Here is a 16,489-nt window from a genome sequence, read left to right on the forward strand (position 1 = left end):
ATACATGCCGTACCGACTGTTGTGGCTGGCCTTGCTGCCCTTGGCCTTGACCGCCTGCCAAGGCAGCAACCCCTATGTGGCCAGCAGCCGCCCGCTGCCACCGGCCCCCGTGCAGGCGGCCGCCACCTTCGACGCCAGTGCCTACCCGGCACCTACGCGCGACTATGGGCGCTACCGTAGCTGGAGCTGGCGTGGCGGTCAGTTGCCAACCGGCAGCGCCGTCGCCAACCCCGGGCAACTGGCCGATGCCGTCAGCAGTGCGCTCGACCAGCAAGGCCTGCGCCCGGCCAGAGGCGCCACCGGCGACCTGCTGGTCAGCGCCGACATGCGCCTGGAGCGGCGCTTGCGCCAGGTGCGTGATTACGACTACGACCCCTATTACGGCCCGTACCCCTACAGCAGTGTCGGCTTCGGCGGCTACCGCAATGGCTATGGCGCTTATGGCAGCGTGCCGATCGTGCGCACCTACGAAGTGGAAGTGATGGTGGTGCGCATCGACCTGTTCGATGCCCGCAACGGCCAGCCCGTATGGAGCGCGAGCGCTGAAAGCGGCAGCGACAAAAGTTCGCCACGCGATCGCGAAACCGCCTTGCGCGAATCGGTACACAAGGCGCTCAGCGGCTATCCTCCCAGTTAACGTCTAACGGAGAACCATCATGTTGCGCCGCCTCGTTCTACTGTCACTTGCGCTGCTGCTCGCAGCCTGCTCCAGCAACAACGTCCAACAGGATTTCGATGCCAGCCGCGATTTCGCGGCCTACCGCAGCTGGGCCTGGCAGGAACCGGGCTTGCAATACCGCCCGGATGATCCACGCATCAAGAGCGACCTGACCGAGCAGCGCATCCGCCAGGCGGTTGCCGAGCAACTCGACCAACGCGGCCTGCGTCCGGTTCAGGGCAACGCCCGGGCGGATGTCAAAGTGCGGGCCTACCTGATTGTCGAGGAGCGCCAGCAGCAGATCACCACCAACTATGGTGGCGGCTGGGGTGGGTACTGGGGAGGCTACTGGGGCGGGCCGATGTACAACGAGACCCGCAGCGTCGACTACAAGGTGGCGACCATTCAGGTCGATATGTTCGATGGCCGGGATGGCAAGCTGGTCTGGCGCGGCAGTGCCGAGCAAATCATGAACAACTACCCGCCAAGCCCTGAGGAGCGCAACAGCGCCATCCAGAAAACCGTGGGCGAAGTGCTGGGCAACTACCCGCCCGGCCGAGCCAAATAACGCCACTGACCCGCCTTCGAAAGTGACAAAGTCGAAGGTGCGGGCAGCATTTCATGATTGTGCCATGCCCACTCGTCGGAACACGTCTACCCTCTATAGAAACCCTGAGGTGCCCGGGAAGACGTGTTCAACGAATAGGGATGGCGACCTGCCAATGCAAAGCATTGTTCTCCTGATGTGGCTTGCCTTGTGCACTGAACAAGATATCCGCGAACGCCAGATCGCCAACATACTGACCCTGGGGGTGGCGGCCTGCGCCCTTGCCTGGTTGTTCGTCACTGGTCATACCTGGATCGGCGCCGATGCCAGCGACGCAGGCTGGGCATTGGCCATCGTCATGCTGCTGACCTTGCCTGGCTACATGCTTGGCCGCTTCGGCGCCGACGACGTCAAATTGATGGGCGCCCTGGCCTTGGCGACCAGCCCGCAGTACGTGCTCGGCACTTTCATCGGTGCCGGTGTCAGCGTACTGCTGTGGTTGCTGACGCGCAGGCGCTTGTGGACCTTGCTTAACCCCAAGGTGAAAAAGCGCCTGCAGGCCCTGACCGAAGAGATGGGTGACAAGCAGGCCTTCGTGCCTTATGTGCTGGCCGGTTTTCTGCTGACAGCGGTATGGATCCAATGACCATCCCTGCGGTCCGATGCTGTACATGTCTTGTACAGAACCGCCGGCAGCGTCTACTTTTAAGCTGCCAGAGCGTCTGGCCCGGGAGCTGGGCCGTATACGAACAGGGAGTTGATCGTGAACAAGTCATTCAGTGAGGTGAAGGTCCTGGTGGTTGATGATCAGGCAACGATCGTCGAACAGCTATGTGAATTTCTCGAAAGCCAGGGCCATCACTGTGTAGCGGCACACTCCACAGACGAAGCCATTGAGCGTTACGTTGCCGACGAGGCCATCGGCCTGGTGTTGTGTGACCTGCACATGCCGGAACGCGATGGCATCGAGCTGGTCCGGGCGTTGAAGGACATTGCCGGGCGCCAGCGCATGTTCGAAGCGATCATGCTCACCGGCCGTGCCGACAAGCAGGACGTGATCCGGGCCCTGCGCGAGGGCTTCGCCGACTATTACCAGAAGCCCATGAACCTCGACGAACTGCTCGAAGGGGTACGCCGCCAGGAGCAGGTACTGCAGGAGCGCAAAGCGAACTTCCAGGACCTTGGCAGCCTCAACCAGCGGCTACAGGACCTGGCGGGCTCCATCGATGAGCTTTACCAGGACCTGGAGAAAGCCCGCGGCCAGGGTGTTCACCGTCGCTCCACCGACCCTGAGGAGCCCGAAGGCGAGCTGCCCGCAGCGTTCGAGAAGCTGTCCCCGCGCCAGCTAGAAGTGGCACGGCTGGTGAGCAAGGGCAAGACCAATTACCAGATCGCCTGCGAGTTGGGCATCACCGAGAACACCGTGAAGCTTTACGTCTCCCAGGTGCTGCGTTTGACTCATATGCACAACCGCACGCAGCTGGCGCTGGCGTTGACGCCAAGTTCATCGCCCGTGCATCAGCGCTTCATTACCCACTAGCAAGGCTGCGTCTGTAGGAGCGGCCGCGCGTCGCGCCTACAGCACGTTCATTCCAGTTGATAGCTGATGCTCAACATCAGTCGGACCGTGCGGCTGGCGCTATCCAGTGCCTCATCCGCCAGCGGTCTGGCCACTTCCAGCGCCACGTTGCCATGGTGCCCATCGCCCAGGCGCACACCAAGCGCCACTGAGCCCATGTGCGCATCCTCGTAAGGCCCGCCGTTGTACCAGGCCTGGGCAGCATCGAGCACTGCATAGGGCTGCACAACCTTCAGCCAGCCAGCGCCAGGCGTTAACCGGTAGTTCAGCTCATAAGCGACACCCCAGCCCTTGTCGCCGGCGGCCTGGTCACTGGGGTAACCCCGTCCGAAATGCTGCCCGCCAAATACCGCGCGCTCACTGTCGGGCAACCTGTCATCGCTCCAGTAGAGCGCAGCGGACACCACGCCCTGCCAGTTGTCGAACAACTGATCGCTCTGCAAACCCGAGACCTGAAAGCGTAGAAAGTCCATGTCGTAGTCGGCATCGCTGCGCGCCCCCAGGTAATCCAGGCCTTGGTAGACGCCGGCACTGACGATGCGCAGCCGGCGCTCATCGCCCTTGCGCCAGTCGCCTTCGAATGACAACCCGCGTACAGCAGTGTCGTATTCACGCTGACAGCAGATCCGTTGTTCGAGGTGCTCACTGCTTGAATAAAGCCGCCCGGACAGGTTGATCCATTCATTGCTTTCAACCATCAGCGCCTGGCCGAGGCCGATCGCATACTGTTCGACCTGCCGGCGCTGAGTGAGGTCGGTGCCGTCCTGCAGGCGCACCCGTGTGCCCGGTTCGCTGCGATAACGCTTGGCCGATAACAGCAACTGGCTGCCTTGCGCGTCCAGGTACTGGCTGTAGTCGAGCCGCTGGTAATGCGTTCGGTCATCGCCCGGGCGCAGCAGAAAGCTCGCCGTCAACTGCTCGGCGAAGCGTGTCTGGGCGTTACTGGAAACCTTGACCAGCGCCTGTGGGTTCTCGCGGCTGCCAGCGGCCAGCGTTACACCTGCAGCATACGGCTTGCGCCACACGTGAAGCCTGAGCCGTGCTGCATCGCCAGGGACCTGCGCCGCCGCAACTTCGGCGTACACGCTCAGGCCAGGCATGCGTTGCGCCAAGCCGGTGAACCGCTCGAGCGCCGCCTGGGTCAGGGGCCGCTCAGCCTGCAACCGCGCCATCATCTGCTCGAGGTAGGCTGCGGCCGGGCCGATATCACCTAACAGCTCATAGTCGTGGATATAGCCCTCCACCAGCACCACGTGCACGCGGCCCTCAGCAAGGTCCTGAGGTGGCAGGTAGGCATACGACAGCGGATAGCCGTCACGCTGGTAGCGTTGGGTCAGGCGTTCGGTGAACTGCTGCAGCTCGCCTACGGTGATCTCACGGCCGATCAGCGGCTGGTAGTGCTCGCGCAGCTCACTCAAGGGAAAGACCGTACCGCCCTCGAAGCGCACCTTGTGCAGGACCAGTTGCGTTGCGTTCGACAACGGGGCGGTCGTGCGGGGTGCCGACCACCGCACGTCCGTCACAACCGGACGATAGGCCTCTACTGGCAGGTTATCGGTGGGCAGGCGGCGCTCGTATTCATGGCTGTCGAGGTAACCTGGCAATGGCTCTGCATGAGCCAGGCTGGCCCAGAGCAATACGATCAGGGGCACGGCCAGAGGACGCATAGGGTGCTCCAGGATCCCTTGGGTACCGGGGCGTCAGCCGGTCACACCCGTCACTAGCAAGCGTAGGTGCTGCGCCGGCAAACGTCGAACGACTATTCGCTGACCTGGAACGTCACCCGCGCCGTTTCACCGCTCTCGTCCAGTGCGCTCAGTTCGCTCTGCCCTGCCCGCTCGAAACGCACCAGCAAAGTCGCCTGGCCAGTGGTTTCGCCCAAGGGCTGGCCGTTGAGGAACCACCAGCGGCGGCCGGCGCCCCCCAGGGCCGAGACATGCAGTTGCAACGGTTCGCTGCTGCCGACCGGGCGGCGCAGGTTATCGCCCGGGCGCACGCCGACAATGGACAGCGGTGGCGCGCTGGCGGGCACCTGCGGTGGGCAACTGCGGTCCACCGTAGGTAGACGCGCGGCACGCCGTTCGACACGGGGCAGCCAGGGTTCCAGCGGGGCTGGCCAGAGGGCAATTTCCTGCGCTTTGGCACCTGGGCAACTGCCATCGACACGCAGGCCCTGCGCGTTGACCCACACGCTTTCACGCAAGCCAAGCCCCAACGGTTGATCGGCGGCCTGCAACGTCGGTGGCGTGGTGCCGTCGAGCGTCCAGGCAAAGCGTTGGCGCCTGCAGTTGGGGTCCTGCCGGTTCATCGGCTGGCCCAACGGCCAGCAAATCGCAGCGACACCCACGCTGTCGGGGACCCGTTGCACCGGTACAGTAAGCCCCCGCTGGCTGTCGCGGTTGCTCAGCACGTCGTGAATCTGCAACATCAGCGGCGCCGCCGAGGCCAAGCCGAACTGCCCGGCCACCGGGGTACCGTCAGGCCGGCCGATCCACACCCCAATCAGGTAACGCGGCCCGACGCCAATCGACCAGGCATCGCGAAAGCCATAGCTGGTACCGGTCTTCCAGGCCAGTTGCGGGCGCTGCACCAGTTCGGCATGGGGGTCCCGGTCTGGCCGCGCCTGGCCGCTGAGGATGCGTCGAATGATCCAGGCCGCCCCCGGCGACAGCAAGCGCCGCTCCAACAACGGGTCCTGAGGTTGCAGGCGCACCTTTGCACTGTTGCCCGCCCGGGCCAACGCCGCATAGCCGCCGACCAGTTCCTCCAGGCGGCTGCCTGCCCCGCCCAGGATCAGCGACAGGTTGGGCTCGGCCAGGGGCGGTAGCACCAGCGGCATGCCGGCCATGCGCAGTTGCGCGGCGAAGCGCTTTGGCCCATAGGCCTCGAGCAACTGCACCGCCGGCAGGTTGAGCGACAACGCCAGCGCCGAACTGGCCGACACCGGGCCGCTGAAGCCCATCGAGAAGTTACCGGGGCGATAGTCGCCATAGCGGCGCGGCACATCCTGCAACAGCGATTCGGAGTGGATCAGCCCATCGTCCAAGGCCATGCCATACAGGAACGGCTTGAGGGTCGAGCCAGGTGAACGCAGGGAACGGACCATGTCGACATGGCCAAAGCGGCGGTCATCGCTGATGTCGATCGACCCCAAGTAAGCGCGCACTGCCATGCTCTGCGCGTCCACCACCAGCACCGCCGCCGAAGTGCGCTCGGGCAGGCGGGCACGCCAGCCCAGCAGCAGGTCTTCCAGGCGCCGCTGCAACGAAGCATCAAGGGTGGTGCGTATCAATGGTGGGCTATTGGGCGTGTTCAGGCGGCGGGCCAGCAAGGGCGCCAGGGCCGGTTCCTGGCGTGGCGCCAGCAGCAAAGGCTCTTCGGCCGCTTCCAGGATCTGCTGGGCGGGCCACACCTGATACTCGTCCAGGCGCTGCAGCACCTTGTCACGGGCACGCTGGGCACGTTCGGGGTGACGGTCCGGGCGCAAGCGGCTGGGGGCCTGGGGCAGTACCGCCAGCAGCGCCGCCTCGGCGGGCGTAAGGTGCTTCGGCGACTTGCCCAGATACGCCCAACTGGCGGCCGCCACGCCCTGCAAGGTGCCGCCGAAAGGCGCACGATTCAGGTACAGCTGCAGGATATCGCGCTTGGACAGGTGCCATTCCAGTTGCGCTGTACGCCACAGTTGGCGCATTTTGCCCGCCAGCGTGCGGTCGTGCGGGTCGAGCAACCGCGCCACCTGCATCGACAGTGTGCTGCCCCCGGAAACCACACGCCCGCCGCGCAGGTTCAGCCAGGCCGCGCGCGCCAGCGCCAGCGGGTTGACCCCGGGATGACGGTAGAACCAGCGGTCCTCGTAGGTCAGCAGTGCCTGCAGATACAAGGGCGACACCTCTTCGGGGCTGACGGGGTAGCGCCACACTCCATCGGCATCGGCAAAGCGCCACAGGGGCGTACCGTTCTCGGCCAGCACCACCCGCGCCAGGTCGTCAGCCGGCATGGGCAATGGCCACAGGCGATCAGCCAAGTACAGCAGCGCGACCATCGCCAGGGCGGCGATCACACTGGCCCGCAGGATCCTTCCCGCGCGCGTGCGCGGCCGGGCTAAGCTTGGCATCGGGAACCGACCTGGGCAGGTAATGGCCAAAGGCTTGGGAACGGCAAACTCGCCGATTCGTTCATCAGGAAGCAACTATGCATGTAGAAGGTTTTTTCGAGTGGCTTGGCCAGGCACTGGGTTCGTTGATCCGCTTCATCGTCGACGCCTTGAGCGGCCTGTTCAACCTGCTGGCCAATGCCGGGGGTAACTTCATCGACGGCCTGGCGCGCACCCTGGGCATGGACACTTCGCTGGTCAGCATTCTTGCCCTGATCATCGGCCTGATGCTGCTCTACTCGGCAATCCGCGCCTTCATGCGCGCCTCGATCATCCTCGGGATCATCTGGCTGGTGCTGGGGTTATGGGTGATGAGCTGGGTGATCCACTGACGTCGGGGCTGCAACGGTAACCCATCGCAGCCAAGCCGGCGCCCACGGGACCGGCTGGCCGACGATGCGGCTGGTAGAACCCCTACAGCACTAGCGGGCCTTTACCGTCATTTCACCCTGCCCATCACCCACCGCCTGCAGGTTCGGCCGGTACATCGACTCCACCTGTGGCGGCGGCACGCGGTACGTGCCGGGGGTCACCGCACGCGCCAGGTACAGCAGGTGGGTAGTGCCATAACCGTCCAGTTTCAGCGCTGCCACATAGCGGTCGTCGCGGTACTCCTGGTGCACCACACTGGCGTTCTGCATCGACTCGCGCCACTGCTTCACTGCGCTGCTAGCGTTATCCAGGCTGGCGGCGCTCTGCGCCAGGTTCTGGTTCTCCAGCTCCAGGCCCGCCGGCAGCAGGTCGACCACCAGCGCATCCGGCACGCGGTCGGTGGCCTTGAGTGCCAGGTGCACCAGCACCAGTTCACCGCTGCGCAGGTTTTGCAGGTCCAGCGCCTGGCCATTCATGCCTAGGTATTCACGACGGATTTCCATACCGTTCCCCCCGGCAGCTGGTGCCTGGCGCGGGTAGCCCGAGAGGGTCAGTTGCTGGTAGGCGGTTTCACTGCCTTGGTTCTGAACGGTCAGCGGCGCTGCCAGCAACGGGCCTTCGAGCTTCATCCCGGCGTCGGCATTGTTGAACTCACGCACTTCGCCCGCGCTGTCCAGGCGCGCCTTCCATGGCGCTTCAGGCTTGCCGAGTAGGCCACGGCCAGCCAGGTACAAGGCGTTACGCTCCTGCGTTGACAACCAGCGGTTGGCCGCCAGCTCATCGGACAATGCGAACAGGCGTTGATCGACCTGATTGCTGGCCAGGTTGCTCTCCTGCAACAGCGCCAGGATCAGTGCTTGATCCCGCAGGCTGCTGCCGTAGTCGGCCATCCAGCCTTTGCTGCGGCTAATCCCGAGGCCAGCTTGCAGGGCCTGTTGCGAGCGCGGTTTGTCGCCCATCTTGTCCAGCGCCACCGCCAGTTGTACCAACGGCAGGCCTGAACGCGCATCGGCGCGGCGTTCGAACAGACTACGCAATGCGCCCAGCGGGGCCTGCTGACTGCGTGACAGTACCAACGCGGCATAGGCCTGGACGGCAAAGCGGGTGTGCTCAGCGTTCTCGCTGTAGTCGACCTCGATCAGGTTGCGCTCCTGCAAATAACGCAGCAGGCGCTCATTGGCTTTTTTCAGCGCTTCGGCCGGCACGCCATACCCCTGGTCGCGGGCGCGCAGCAAGAAGTCGGTGACATAGGCGGTCAGCCAGTATTCCTCTTCACTGTCCGAGCTCCACAGGCCAAAGCTGCCGTTGTAGCGCTGCATGCCCAGCAAGTGCTCGATGCCCATCTCGATCTTGCGTTTGCGCACCTCGGCCGGCTCGCCTTTGATACCCAGGCGCTTGAGGCTCTCGGCATCGGCGTACAACGAGGGGTACAGGCCACTGGTGGTCTGCTCCAGGCAGCCGTAGGGGTAAGCTTCCAGGGCGCGGATCTGCTCGCCCAGGTTCAATGGCGGGCGGCTCGACAGCGCCAGGCTGGCCTCCAGGCCTGCAGGTTCGAAGGCGGCCAGGTCACTCTCTGGCAAGGCCCAGGGCTGCTCCTTGAGCGCCACGCGATAGTGCTTGAGCATCGCCGGATAGGCTGGGCGAATACCCAGCGACCATTCACGCTCGAAGGTGTTTACCGGTTCACCCGGCAACTGCAAACCAGTGACCCGCACGCGCACCTTGCCCTGGCCCAGGCCGCCCTGGGCCAGCACCGGAATCTTCAGCGTAGTGCGCTGGCCCTCGGCCAGAGCGATCGTCTGCTGGGCGCTGGCCGCCAAGCTCAACTGGCCCTCGGTGCTGATATCGACACTCAGTTGCTGGGCACGGCCGGACAGGTTGGCCAAGTCCAGCGCCAGGCTGGTGCGGTCGCCGCCAGCGAGGAAGCGCGGGGCAGACAGCTCGGCAATCAGCGGTGCGGCCACCACGGTCTTGCCTTCAGCCATGCCGAAGTGGTCCTCGGTCCAGGCCTGGGCCATCAGGCGCAGTTCTCCATTGAAGTCCGGGATGTCGACCGTCGCCTGACCCTCGCCCTGTTCGTTCAGGGTGACCGGAACGCTCTGCTGGGCGACGATGGTGACCGTGGTGTTGGGGCGCTTGCCGCCCTTGGCCATGGCCGCATCACCACCGAACGCCAGGCTGGCCAAACGGCCCTGCCCGGCTTCGATCAACTGGCCGTAGATGTCCAACTGATCGGCACCGTAGGCCTTGCGGCCAAACAGGCTGGCGAAGGGGTCAGGGGTTTTGAAATCGGTGATGTTGAGGATGCCCACATCCACCGCGGACAACAGCACATGCACCTGCTTGGGAATGCTGCCATCGGCATTGGCCGCCTTGAACCTGACCGTCAGCGGTTGCTTGGGGCGCATTTTTTCCGGCGCCTGCAGGCTCACTGCAAGCTTGCGCTCGGCGCGCCCCAACGGTAGGTGCAGAACACCCACGGCGCGTTTTGGCGTGGCATTGGCCTTGCGCTCACCTGGGCGAATGACCAAGGCGCTGATGTACAGGTCGTGGCGTGCCCATTGCTTGTCCAGTTGCACCTCGAAGGTCTTGCCTTCCACCGGCACATCGATCTCCTGCCACCACAGCGGGCCATCGCTGGACTCGATCATCAGGTAGCCTGTACCGGCTGCGGGCGGGGTCACGGTGACCTTGGCGGTAGCGCCATCGGCATAGGCTGGTTTGTCCAGGGCCAGCTTTACCTGGTCCGGGCGCACCGCGCCGCCTTCGGCGTTGTCCTGGGCACGGTAACCCGCCCAGAAGCGCTCGCTGGAAACCAGACCGGTCTGCGGGTCTTCCACCTCCACGCGGTACGGCCCCCACTCCACCTGGAAGGTAAGCTTGGCCGTGGAGCCAGCTTTGACGCTGACGGTTTCTTCGCTCTGGGTCAGGAATTTCTCGTTGTAGTTGTAGCTCCAACCGTCGCTCTGCGAGTAGTTCCAGTAGTAGTCCCGGCGCTCACGGATCAAGCGCACCTTGAGGTCGTTGGCGGCCAGCTTCCTTCCGTCGCGGTCGGCAACCAGGAACTCGAATTCCACCGGGCCATCGCTGTCGGTTTCTTCGCCATCGAACACGCCGCGCAAGCCCGGCAGGCGTTCTGCAGGCCAGATCGGCTGTTCCAGACGGCGAGTGATCGGTCGGCCGCCAGACTCCTGCAGGCTGGCCTGCACGGTCAGTTGCAGCGGCGAACGGGCCTCGGCCCAACGGCTTTCGATATCGACCACTGCCTTGCCGGCCTGGTCCAGGGTCACCTCGTCCAGCTCCAGGTCCTGGTTCAGTTCGGTCTCGGTTACCGAGCCGAACTGATAGCCCGGCAGCGCCGGCACGGCTTCACGCAATGGCCGCACGTAGGCCTGGCCGCTCAGGCGGTTGCCTGCCGCGGGCGCGCCGTACAGGTAACGACCATTGACCTGGATGCGCGCGTCCTCCTCAGGGGCGAGCGGTGTCTTGCTGCCCTTGAGCTCCAGCGCCAGGCGCTCAGGCAGGAAGTCCTCGACGAGGAACTCATAGACCTGCTTGCGCCCGCCGCCCAGGTCGAGCAGCAGTTGCCAGCGGCCAGTCGGGGCCTCGGTGGCGAGCTGCAGCTGGTATTGATAAAGGCCATCGGCGTCGGCCTCCCAGACGAACTTGCGGCTGACCTGTTCATCTGGGCGGCGCACTTCGACGCTGACCGGCTGGGCCTTGACCGGCTTGCCGTCCTGGTCACGCAGCAGGCCGTTGAGCAGCACCGTTTCACCGGGCCGGTAGAGGTCGCGCGGGCCGAAGATGAAGAACTGCAACGGGTTGGCCTGGGGGCCGGTGATGTCGAATTCGGCCAGGTCCAGCGCAGCGGTGTTCAGGCGCAACAGGGTGGTATGCACCCCCTGGGTGGCGATAAGGGTGTCGGCCTTGGCCGTGATCGGCAGTTGGGCATGGCCTTGGCCATCGGTCCTGGCCTGGGCCAGCAGCTTGCCCTTGTCGTCATGCAGCTCGAGGTTGACGTCCTTGAGTGCCTTGCCGCCCTCCAGGGCCTGGGCGAACACATCCAGGCGGTCGCGGTAGCGGTGGGCAGACACGCCAATGTCGCTCAGGGTGAACAGCGTCGCCGGTTGCGAGTAGTCGTAGGTGCCGGAGGCACGCATCACTGCCAGGTAGACGCCAGGCTCCTGCAACGGCTTGATGCCGGCGATCGGCAGCAGCACGGTCTCGCGGGTGTTGCGGGCTGGGTTGAGGTCGAAACGGCCGCTGTAGACCAGGTCGGCCAAGGCCAGGGTTTCTTGGGACTGGTAGTAATAAAGGCTGCTGTTGCGGCCCCAATTGACCAGGAAGGTCGAGAGCATTTCGGGTTTTACCCGGAAGAACTCCACATCGACCTTTTCCACATTCAGGGCGATCACCGGCAGGCCTTCGGCCAGGCGCGTGGGCAGCAACGAGCCACGGCTGGCGAAGCCCACGGTCGGCTGCATGTCACGGGTTTCCAGCCGGGTCACCGATTCGCTGTCCAGTGGCTTGCCGTTGACGGCCAGCAGGCCCTTGTCGACCGTCAGCACCAACTTGCGCTGAGGCTCCAGGTGACGCAGGCGCAGTTCCATCTGGTTGTCGGAGAGTTCCCAGGCACCGTCGACCTTGCCCTTGACGGTGTCGACCAGGTGCACTTTGCTGGCCCAGTCCTGATTGGCGTCCAGCGGCACCGAGAAGCTGATGGACAGGGTGCTGGCGCCATCGAGCTGCACTTCCGAAACATCCAGTACGCTGAGTTCGCGGCCCTCGTAGCGTTTGGCAAGGGCTGCAGGGTCCTCCCGCTTGGGTGCCGGTGCCTGGGCAGGGGTGCTGGCTGCCGGCTCCTGGGCGGGGGCGGGCTTGTCCGGCGTCGAGGAATCACAGGCACTGAGCAGGGCCAGCGCGCAGGCCAGCAACAATCCTTTGTTGAACATGGAATGGTAACTCTTGGCAGCGTATACGAGAGGGCAGCAACTATAGCGCAATGGCAAGGGTGGTACCTGCGCTGGAGCGTCAGTTGAGACCGTGTTCGCACCATTTGGTTGCCTGACCGTTACAATGCGCCCACTCGAGCCCTCTGGAACGCCAATGTCCCCACTTGCCATCGACTGGCGCCACCGCCTTACCCACCGCAAGGTCTGGGCCCTGGCCGCGCCGATGATCCTCTCCAACATCTCGGTGCCCCTGGTGGCCCTGGTCGACAGCACGGTGATCGGCCACCTGCCGCATGCCCACCAGCTGGGCGCGGTGGCCGTGGGCGCCACGCTGTTCACCTTCATGGTGGGCTTGATGGGCTTCCTGCGCATGGGTTCCACCGGCTTCGCCGCCCAGGCTGCGGGCCGGGCCGACGGCGCCGCGCTGCGCCAGGTGCTGGTGCAGGGCCTGTTGCTGGCACTGGGTTTCGCCCTGCTGATCGGCGTGCTTGCCGTGCCCTTCAGCCAGTTGGCGCTGCAGGCTATGCAGCCGAGCGAGGCGTTGCAGGACTCGACTGAGGCCTTCTTTTACACGCGGCTGCTGGGGTTGCCGGCAGCGCTGGCCAGCTATGCGCTGGTTGGCTGGTTCCTCGGCACCCAGAATGCACGTGCGCCCCTGGCTATCCTGCTGACCACCAACCTGCTGAACATCGCCCTGAACCTATGGTTCGTGCTGGGCCTGGAGTGGGGGGTACTGGGCTCGGCACGGGCGTCAGTGATTGCCGAGTGGAGCGCCGCCCTGTTGGGGCTGGCCCTGACCCGCCCTGCCCTGCGGGCCTATCCGGGGCATATTGCCTGGGCCGCGCTGAAGCGCTGGCAAGCCTGGCAGCCATTGCTGGCCGTCAACCGCGACATCTTCCTGCGCAGCCTGGCCCTGCAATTGGTGTTTCTGCTGATCACCGTGCAGGGGGCACGCCTGGGCGAAGCAACGGTGGCGGCCAACGCGCTGCTGCTCAACGGCCTGCTGCTCACCGCCTACGCCCTGGACGGCCTGGCCCACGCCGTGGAGGCGTTGTGCGGCCATGCCATCGGCGCCCGCGATCGCGACACCTTGCGCCGCTCACTGGTGGTAGCGTGTGGCTGGTCGCTGATCACCAGCCTGGCATTTGCCGGGCTGTTCCTATTGGGCGGGCATCTGTTCATCGACCTGCAGACCGATATCGACAGCGTACGAGCAGCGGCTTACCCCTACCTGCCTTACCTGGCGGTACTGCCATTGGTGGCGGTGTGGAGCTACCTGCTCGACGGGCTGTTCATCGGTGCGACCCGGGCACGGGAGATGCGCAATGCGATGCTGGTGTCGGTGCTGATCGCATTGCCGCTGGCGTGGGCCCTGCGAGGGTTTGGCAACCACGGGCTATGGCTGGCGTTTCTGGGGTTCATGGCGTTGCGGGCGGGGACCCTGGGGTGGGTGGGGTGGCGGTTGCAGCAGCAAGGTAAGTGGGTGGGATGACGGTGGCTGCCAAGGGCAACCACCGCCGGCCTGCCGGCCCCCACAGGGCTTGAGGTGGGCGTCGGCAGGCTGGCGAATGGGCCGCAACGCGGCCCCGGCGATTACGAAGACAGGTACGAAGACCGGGTCAGCCCCAGGCGCAACGCATCCAGGAACTGGGTGCGCTCGCGGGCGCTGATCTTGGCGCTGGCCACTTTGTCGCGGTAGTGGGTCATCAACTCCTCCGGCGACAGGTGCACGTAGCGCAGCATGTCCTCGATGGTGTCGTGGGTCTCAATACCGGCGTGGTACACGCTGCCGTCGGCGTTCTGGTAGATGTTCACCGAATCGGTGTCACCGAACAGGTTGTGCATGTCGCCGAGGATTTCCTGGTAGGCACCGACCAGGAACACGCCCAGCAGGTAGTCCTCGCCCTCGTTGACCGCATGCACCGGCATGCTGGTCTCGATGCTTTGCTCGTCGACGTACTGGTTGATTTTGCCGTCGGAGTCGCAGGTCAGGTCCTGCAGCACCGCGCGGCGCATCGGCTCTTCGTCCAGGCGGTGCAGCGGAATGATCGGCAGCACCTGGCCGATGGCCCAGGTATCCGGCAGGCTCTGGAACACCGAGAAGTTACAGATGTACTTGTCGGCAAGCTTGTCGTTCAGCTCGTCCAGCACTTGCCGGTGCGAACGCTGGCGGGCCTTCAGCGAGTTATGCAGGCGACGGCACACGGCGAAGTAGCATTGTTCTGCCAGGGCTTTCTCGGCCAGGCTGATCTTGCCATCGGCGTACTGCGCCGCCACGTCGCCCATGTAGTGGGTGGCGCGCCAGTAGGTCTCGGTCACCATCTCGATGTCGGTCGGGCCAAGCAGGTCGGCCAGCCACTGCACGGTCTCGGGCAGGGCCTCTTTGTTTTCGATGGTCGGCACGTCGTCGTTGTGTTTCTCGACGTCGGTCACCTGAATCACCAGCATGGCGTGGTGCGCGGTCAAGGAACGGCCACTTTCGGAGAAAATGTGCGGGTGTGGCAGGCCCTGGGCGTCGCAGAACTCCTTGAGCATGCCCACCACCACGCCGGCATAGTCGTCCATGTCGTAGTTGATCGAGCTGGCATTGCGCGAGTGGGTACCGTCGTAGTCCACACCCAGGCCACCGCCCACGTCGATATGGTCGACCGGCAGGCCCAGCGCACGCAGCTCACCGTAGTAGCGGATGGCTTCCTTGAAGCCATGTTGATAGTCGGCCAGGTTGGCGATCTGCGAGCCCATGTGGAAGTGCAGCAGGCGGATGCCCTGGTCCAGGCCGGCGTCACGGAAGCGCTGCACTACGGAAATCAACTGCGCCGCAGACAAACCGAACTTGGACTTCTCGCCACCGGTGTCAGCCCATTTGCTCGAAGCCAGCGACGACAGGCGCACGCGCAGGCCGACCTGCGGCTTGACCTTGAGCTCAGCCGCCTCATCGATCACCAAGGCGACCTCGGACTCTTTTTCGATGACGATGAACACGTTGTGGCCAAGCTTCTGGCCCATCAGCGCCAGGCGGATGAACTCGCGATCCTTGTAGCCGTTGCAGACGATGGTGCCGCCCTTGGGCGCCAGCGCCAGCACTGCCAGCAGCTCTGGCTTGGAGCCCGCTTCCAGACCGATGGACACGTTCTGCGTGGCGATGATGTTCTCCACCACCGCTTCCTGCTGGTTGACCTTGATCGGGTACAGGGCGGTGTACTGGCTCTGGTACTCAAGGCGCGCGATATTGGCATCGAAAGCGCCGGTCAGTTGGCGCACGCGGTCCTGCAGGATGTCAGGGAAGCGCACCAGCAGCGGCAGCGACAAGCCGCTCTGGCGTAGCTCGTCGACCTGTTCGAACAGGTCGATCGGTGCACTTTGCGGGCCGTTGGGGCGCACTTCGACGCGCCCGGCTTCATTGATGGCGAAATAACCAGCGCCCCAATGGCGGATGCCATAAACACTGCGGCTGTCGGCCACGGTCCATTGGCTACCATCGTCTTTGCGTGTGCGTCGTACGGACATTCAAGTCCCCTATAGGAAAGTCGAAGACACTGCCCCGCAAGGAGGCGGGCGCAGTGTAAAAGCTGAAAATGACGATTCGTCCGTGTCAGGGGTAGACCCTGCCCACGGCAACGAGTTTAGAAAGCGCTGGGCAAAATTCGCGTACCGGCATCAGCCGCCGGACTTCTTTGCCTTGAAACCTTGTTTAGTCAGCTCATCGATCAGCAGCTCGACATGGTCGCCCTGGATTTCAATGACCCCATCCTTCAGCGCGCCACCGGTACCACAACGGCGCTTGAGGTTGGTGGCCAGCGCCTTGAGCTGGTCGAGCGGCAGCGGCACGCCGGTGACGGTGGTCACGGTCTTGCCGCCACGGCCTTTGCTTTCACGGCGCACACGGGCAATGCCATCGCCTTCGGGGATGAGCAGTTGCTTGCATGTGCAGGCATCCACCGGCTGGCCACAGTCAGGGCAGTGCCGACCGGCATCGGTGGAGTAAACGAGACCGCCTAGGGCGGCGAAGGAAGAAGCTTTCTTGGCCACTTTTGTTCCTCGGTGCTGAGGACAAAAACTGGTCGGCGGGAGCCGACCGCGAAGCCCCACTCTGGCAGGGGCGGCGCTACTGCTGCAAGACTTGCGGCAGCCCGAAAAGGGCGCGCAGTTTAACGATAAATCACGCCGTTGCTAAGTACTGGAATGCGCCATTTAGCGAATGATTTGCGACTTGGCCGCCCCATCGCGA

The 16,489-nt window shown here is 64.4% G+C and carries 11 protein-coding genes; 6 read left to right on the forward strand and 5 right to left on the reverse strand.

Translation table 11 applies throughout. The features are described 5' to 3' along the window. Window positions 1–4: 4 nt before the first annotated feature. From APH34_RS05315 to APH34_RS05330, 4 genes are all read left to right on the forward strand, one after another. Window positions 5–637 carry a DUF4136 domain-containing protein gene (locus APH34_RS05315; RefSeq protein WP_054900142.1) on the forward strand — a complete coding sequence of 211 codons (633 nt, stop codon included), beginning with the start codon at window positions 5–7 and terminating at the stop codon, window positions 635–637. 19 nt (window positions 638–656) lie between these two features. Continuing rightward, a complete protein-coding gene (locus APH34_RS05320) occupies window positions 657–1,226 on the forward strand; it encodes a DUF4136 domain-containing protein (protein WP_054900143.1) in 570 nt (189 codons plus the stop codon). Window positions 1,227–1,380: 154 nt separating this feature from the next. Beyond that, entirely contained in the window at window positions 1,381–1,851 is a 471-nt protein-coding gene (locus APH34_RS05325) for an A24 family peptidase (protein WP_054900144.1), read from the forward strand. A 111-nt stretch (window positions 1,852–1,962) separates the two neighbouring features. Continuing rightward, a complete protein-coding gene (locus tag APH34_RS05330) occupies window positions 1,963–2,745 on the forward strand; it encodes a response regulator transcription factor (RefSeq protein ID WP_232964040.1) in 783 nt (260 codons plus the stop codon). Between the two features lie 47 nt (window positions 2,746–2,792). Here APH34_RS05330 and APH34_RS05335 read toward each other — a convergent pair whose 3' ends face one another. Together APH34_RS05335 and pbpC are read right to left on the reverse strand one after the other, a co-directional pair. Next, window positions 2,793–4,451 (reverse strand): ShlB/FhaC/HecB family hemolysin secretion/activation protein, encoded by a 1,659-nt coding sequence (locus APH34_RS05335; protein WP_054900145.1) that lies wholly within the window; start codon window positions 4,449–4,451, stop codon window positions 2,793–2,795. A gap of 92 nt (window positions 4,452–4,543) precedes the next feature. After that, window positions 4,544–6,898, reverse strand: coding sequence for a peptidoglycan glycosyltransferase PbpC (gene pbpC, locus APH34_RS05340; RefSeq protein ID WP_054900146.1), 2,355 nt, complete (start codon window positions 6,896–6,898; stop codon window positions 4,544–4,546). 77 nt (window positions 6,899–6,975) lie between these two features. On the opposite strand from pbpC, the gene APH34_RS05345 reads away from it, so the two are divergent. Further along, window positions 6,976–7,269: a hypothetical protein gene (locus tag APH34_RS05345; RefSeq protein WP_009685776.1), complete on the forward strand. Its 294-nt coding sequence runs from the start codon at window positions 6,976–6,978 to the stop codon at window positions 7,267–7,269. 90 nt (window positions 7,270–7,359) lie between these two features. Here the strand turns inward: APH34_RS05345 and APH34_RS05350 are convergent, their stop codons facing one another. Beyond that, window positions 7,360–12,261, reverse strand: a complete 4,902-nt coding sequence (locus APH34_RS05350) for an alpha-2-macroglobulin (RefSeq protein ID WP_054900147.1) — start codon at window positions 12,259–12,261, stop codon at window positions 7,360–7,362. A gap of 154 nt (window positions 12,262–12,415) precedes the next feature. On the opposite strand from APH34_RS05350, the gene APH34_RS05355 reads away from it, so the two are divergent. After that, complete coding sequence (locus APH34_RS05355) at window positions 12,416–13,753, forward strand: MATE family efflux transporter (RefSeq protein ID WP_054900148.1); 1,338 nt, start codon at window positions 12,416–12,418, stop codon at window positions 13,751–13,753. Between the two features lie 101 nt (window positions 13,754–13,854). Here APH34_RS05355 and speA read toward each other — a convergent pair whose 3' ends face one another. Both speA and APH34_RS05365 read right to left on the reverse strand, forming a co-directional pair. Further along, on the reverse strand, window positions 13,855–15,768 hold the full coding sequence (speA, locus tag APH34_RS05360; RefSeq protein WP_054900149.1) for an arginine decarboxylase: 1,914 nt from the start codon (window positions 15,766–15,768) through the stop codon (window positions 13,855–13,857). 150 nt (window positions 15,769–15,918) lie between these two features. Continuing rightward, the gene (locus tag APH34_RS05365; RefSeq protein ID WP_054900150.1) at window positions 15,919–16,290 is read right to left on the reverse strand and encodes a translation initiation factor Sui1; all 372 of its coding nucleotides are present in this window, start codon (window positions 16,288–16,290) and stop codon (window positions 15,919–15,921) included. Window positions 16,291–16,489: the final 199 nt, after the last annotated feature.

The organism is Pseudomonas sp. NBRC 111131, assembly GCF_001320525.1.
In the GTDB taxonomy this organism is placed as follows: domain Bacteria; phylum Pseudomonadota; class Gammaproteobacteria; order Pseudomonadales; family Pseudomonadaceae; genus Aquipseudomonas; species Aquipseudomonas ceruminis.

Coding starts and splice junctions, on each gene's coding strand:
- APH34_RS05315 (WP_054900142.1), top strand. CDS start 5: ATGCCGTACCGACTGTTGTGGCTGGCCTTGCTGCCCTTGGCCTTGACC.
- APH34_RS05320 (WP_054900143.1), top strand. CDS start 657: ATGTTGCGCCGCCTCGTTCTACTGTCACTTGCGCTGCTGCTCGCAGCC.
- APH34_RS05325 (WP_054900144.1), top strand. CDS start 1,381: ATGCAAAGCATTGTTCTCCTGATGTGGCTTGCCTTGTGCACTGAACAA.
- APH34_RS05335 (WP_054900145.1), bottom strand. CDS start 4,451: ATGCGTCCTCTGGCCGTGCCCCTGATCGTATTGCTCTGGGCCAGCCTG.
- pbpC (WP_054900146.1), bottom strand. CDS start 6,898: ATGCCAAGCTTAGCCCGGCCGCGCACGCGCGCGGGAAGGATCCTGCGG.
- APH34_RS05345 (WP_009685776.1), top strand. CDS start 6,976: ATGCATGTAGAAGGTTTTTTCGAGTGGCTTGGCCAGGCACTGGGTTCG.
- APH34_RS05350 (WP_054900147.1), bottom strand. CDS start 12,261: ATGTTCAACAAAGGATTGTTGCTGGCCTGCGCGCTGGCCCTGCTCAGT.
- APH34_RS05355 (WP_054900148.1), top strand. CDS start 12,416: ATGTCCCCACTTGCCATCGACTGGCGCCACCGCCTTACCCACCGCAAG.
- speA (WP_054900149.1), bottom strand. CDS start 15,768: ATGTCCGTACGACGCACACGCAAAGACGATGGTAGCCAATGGACCGTG.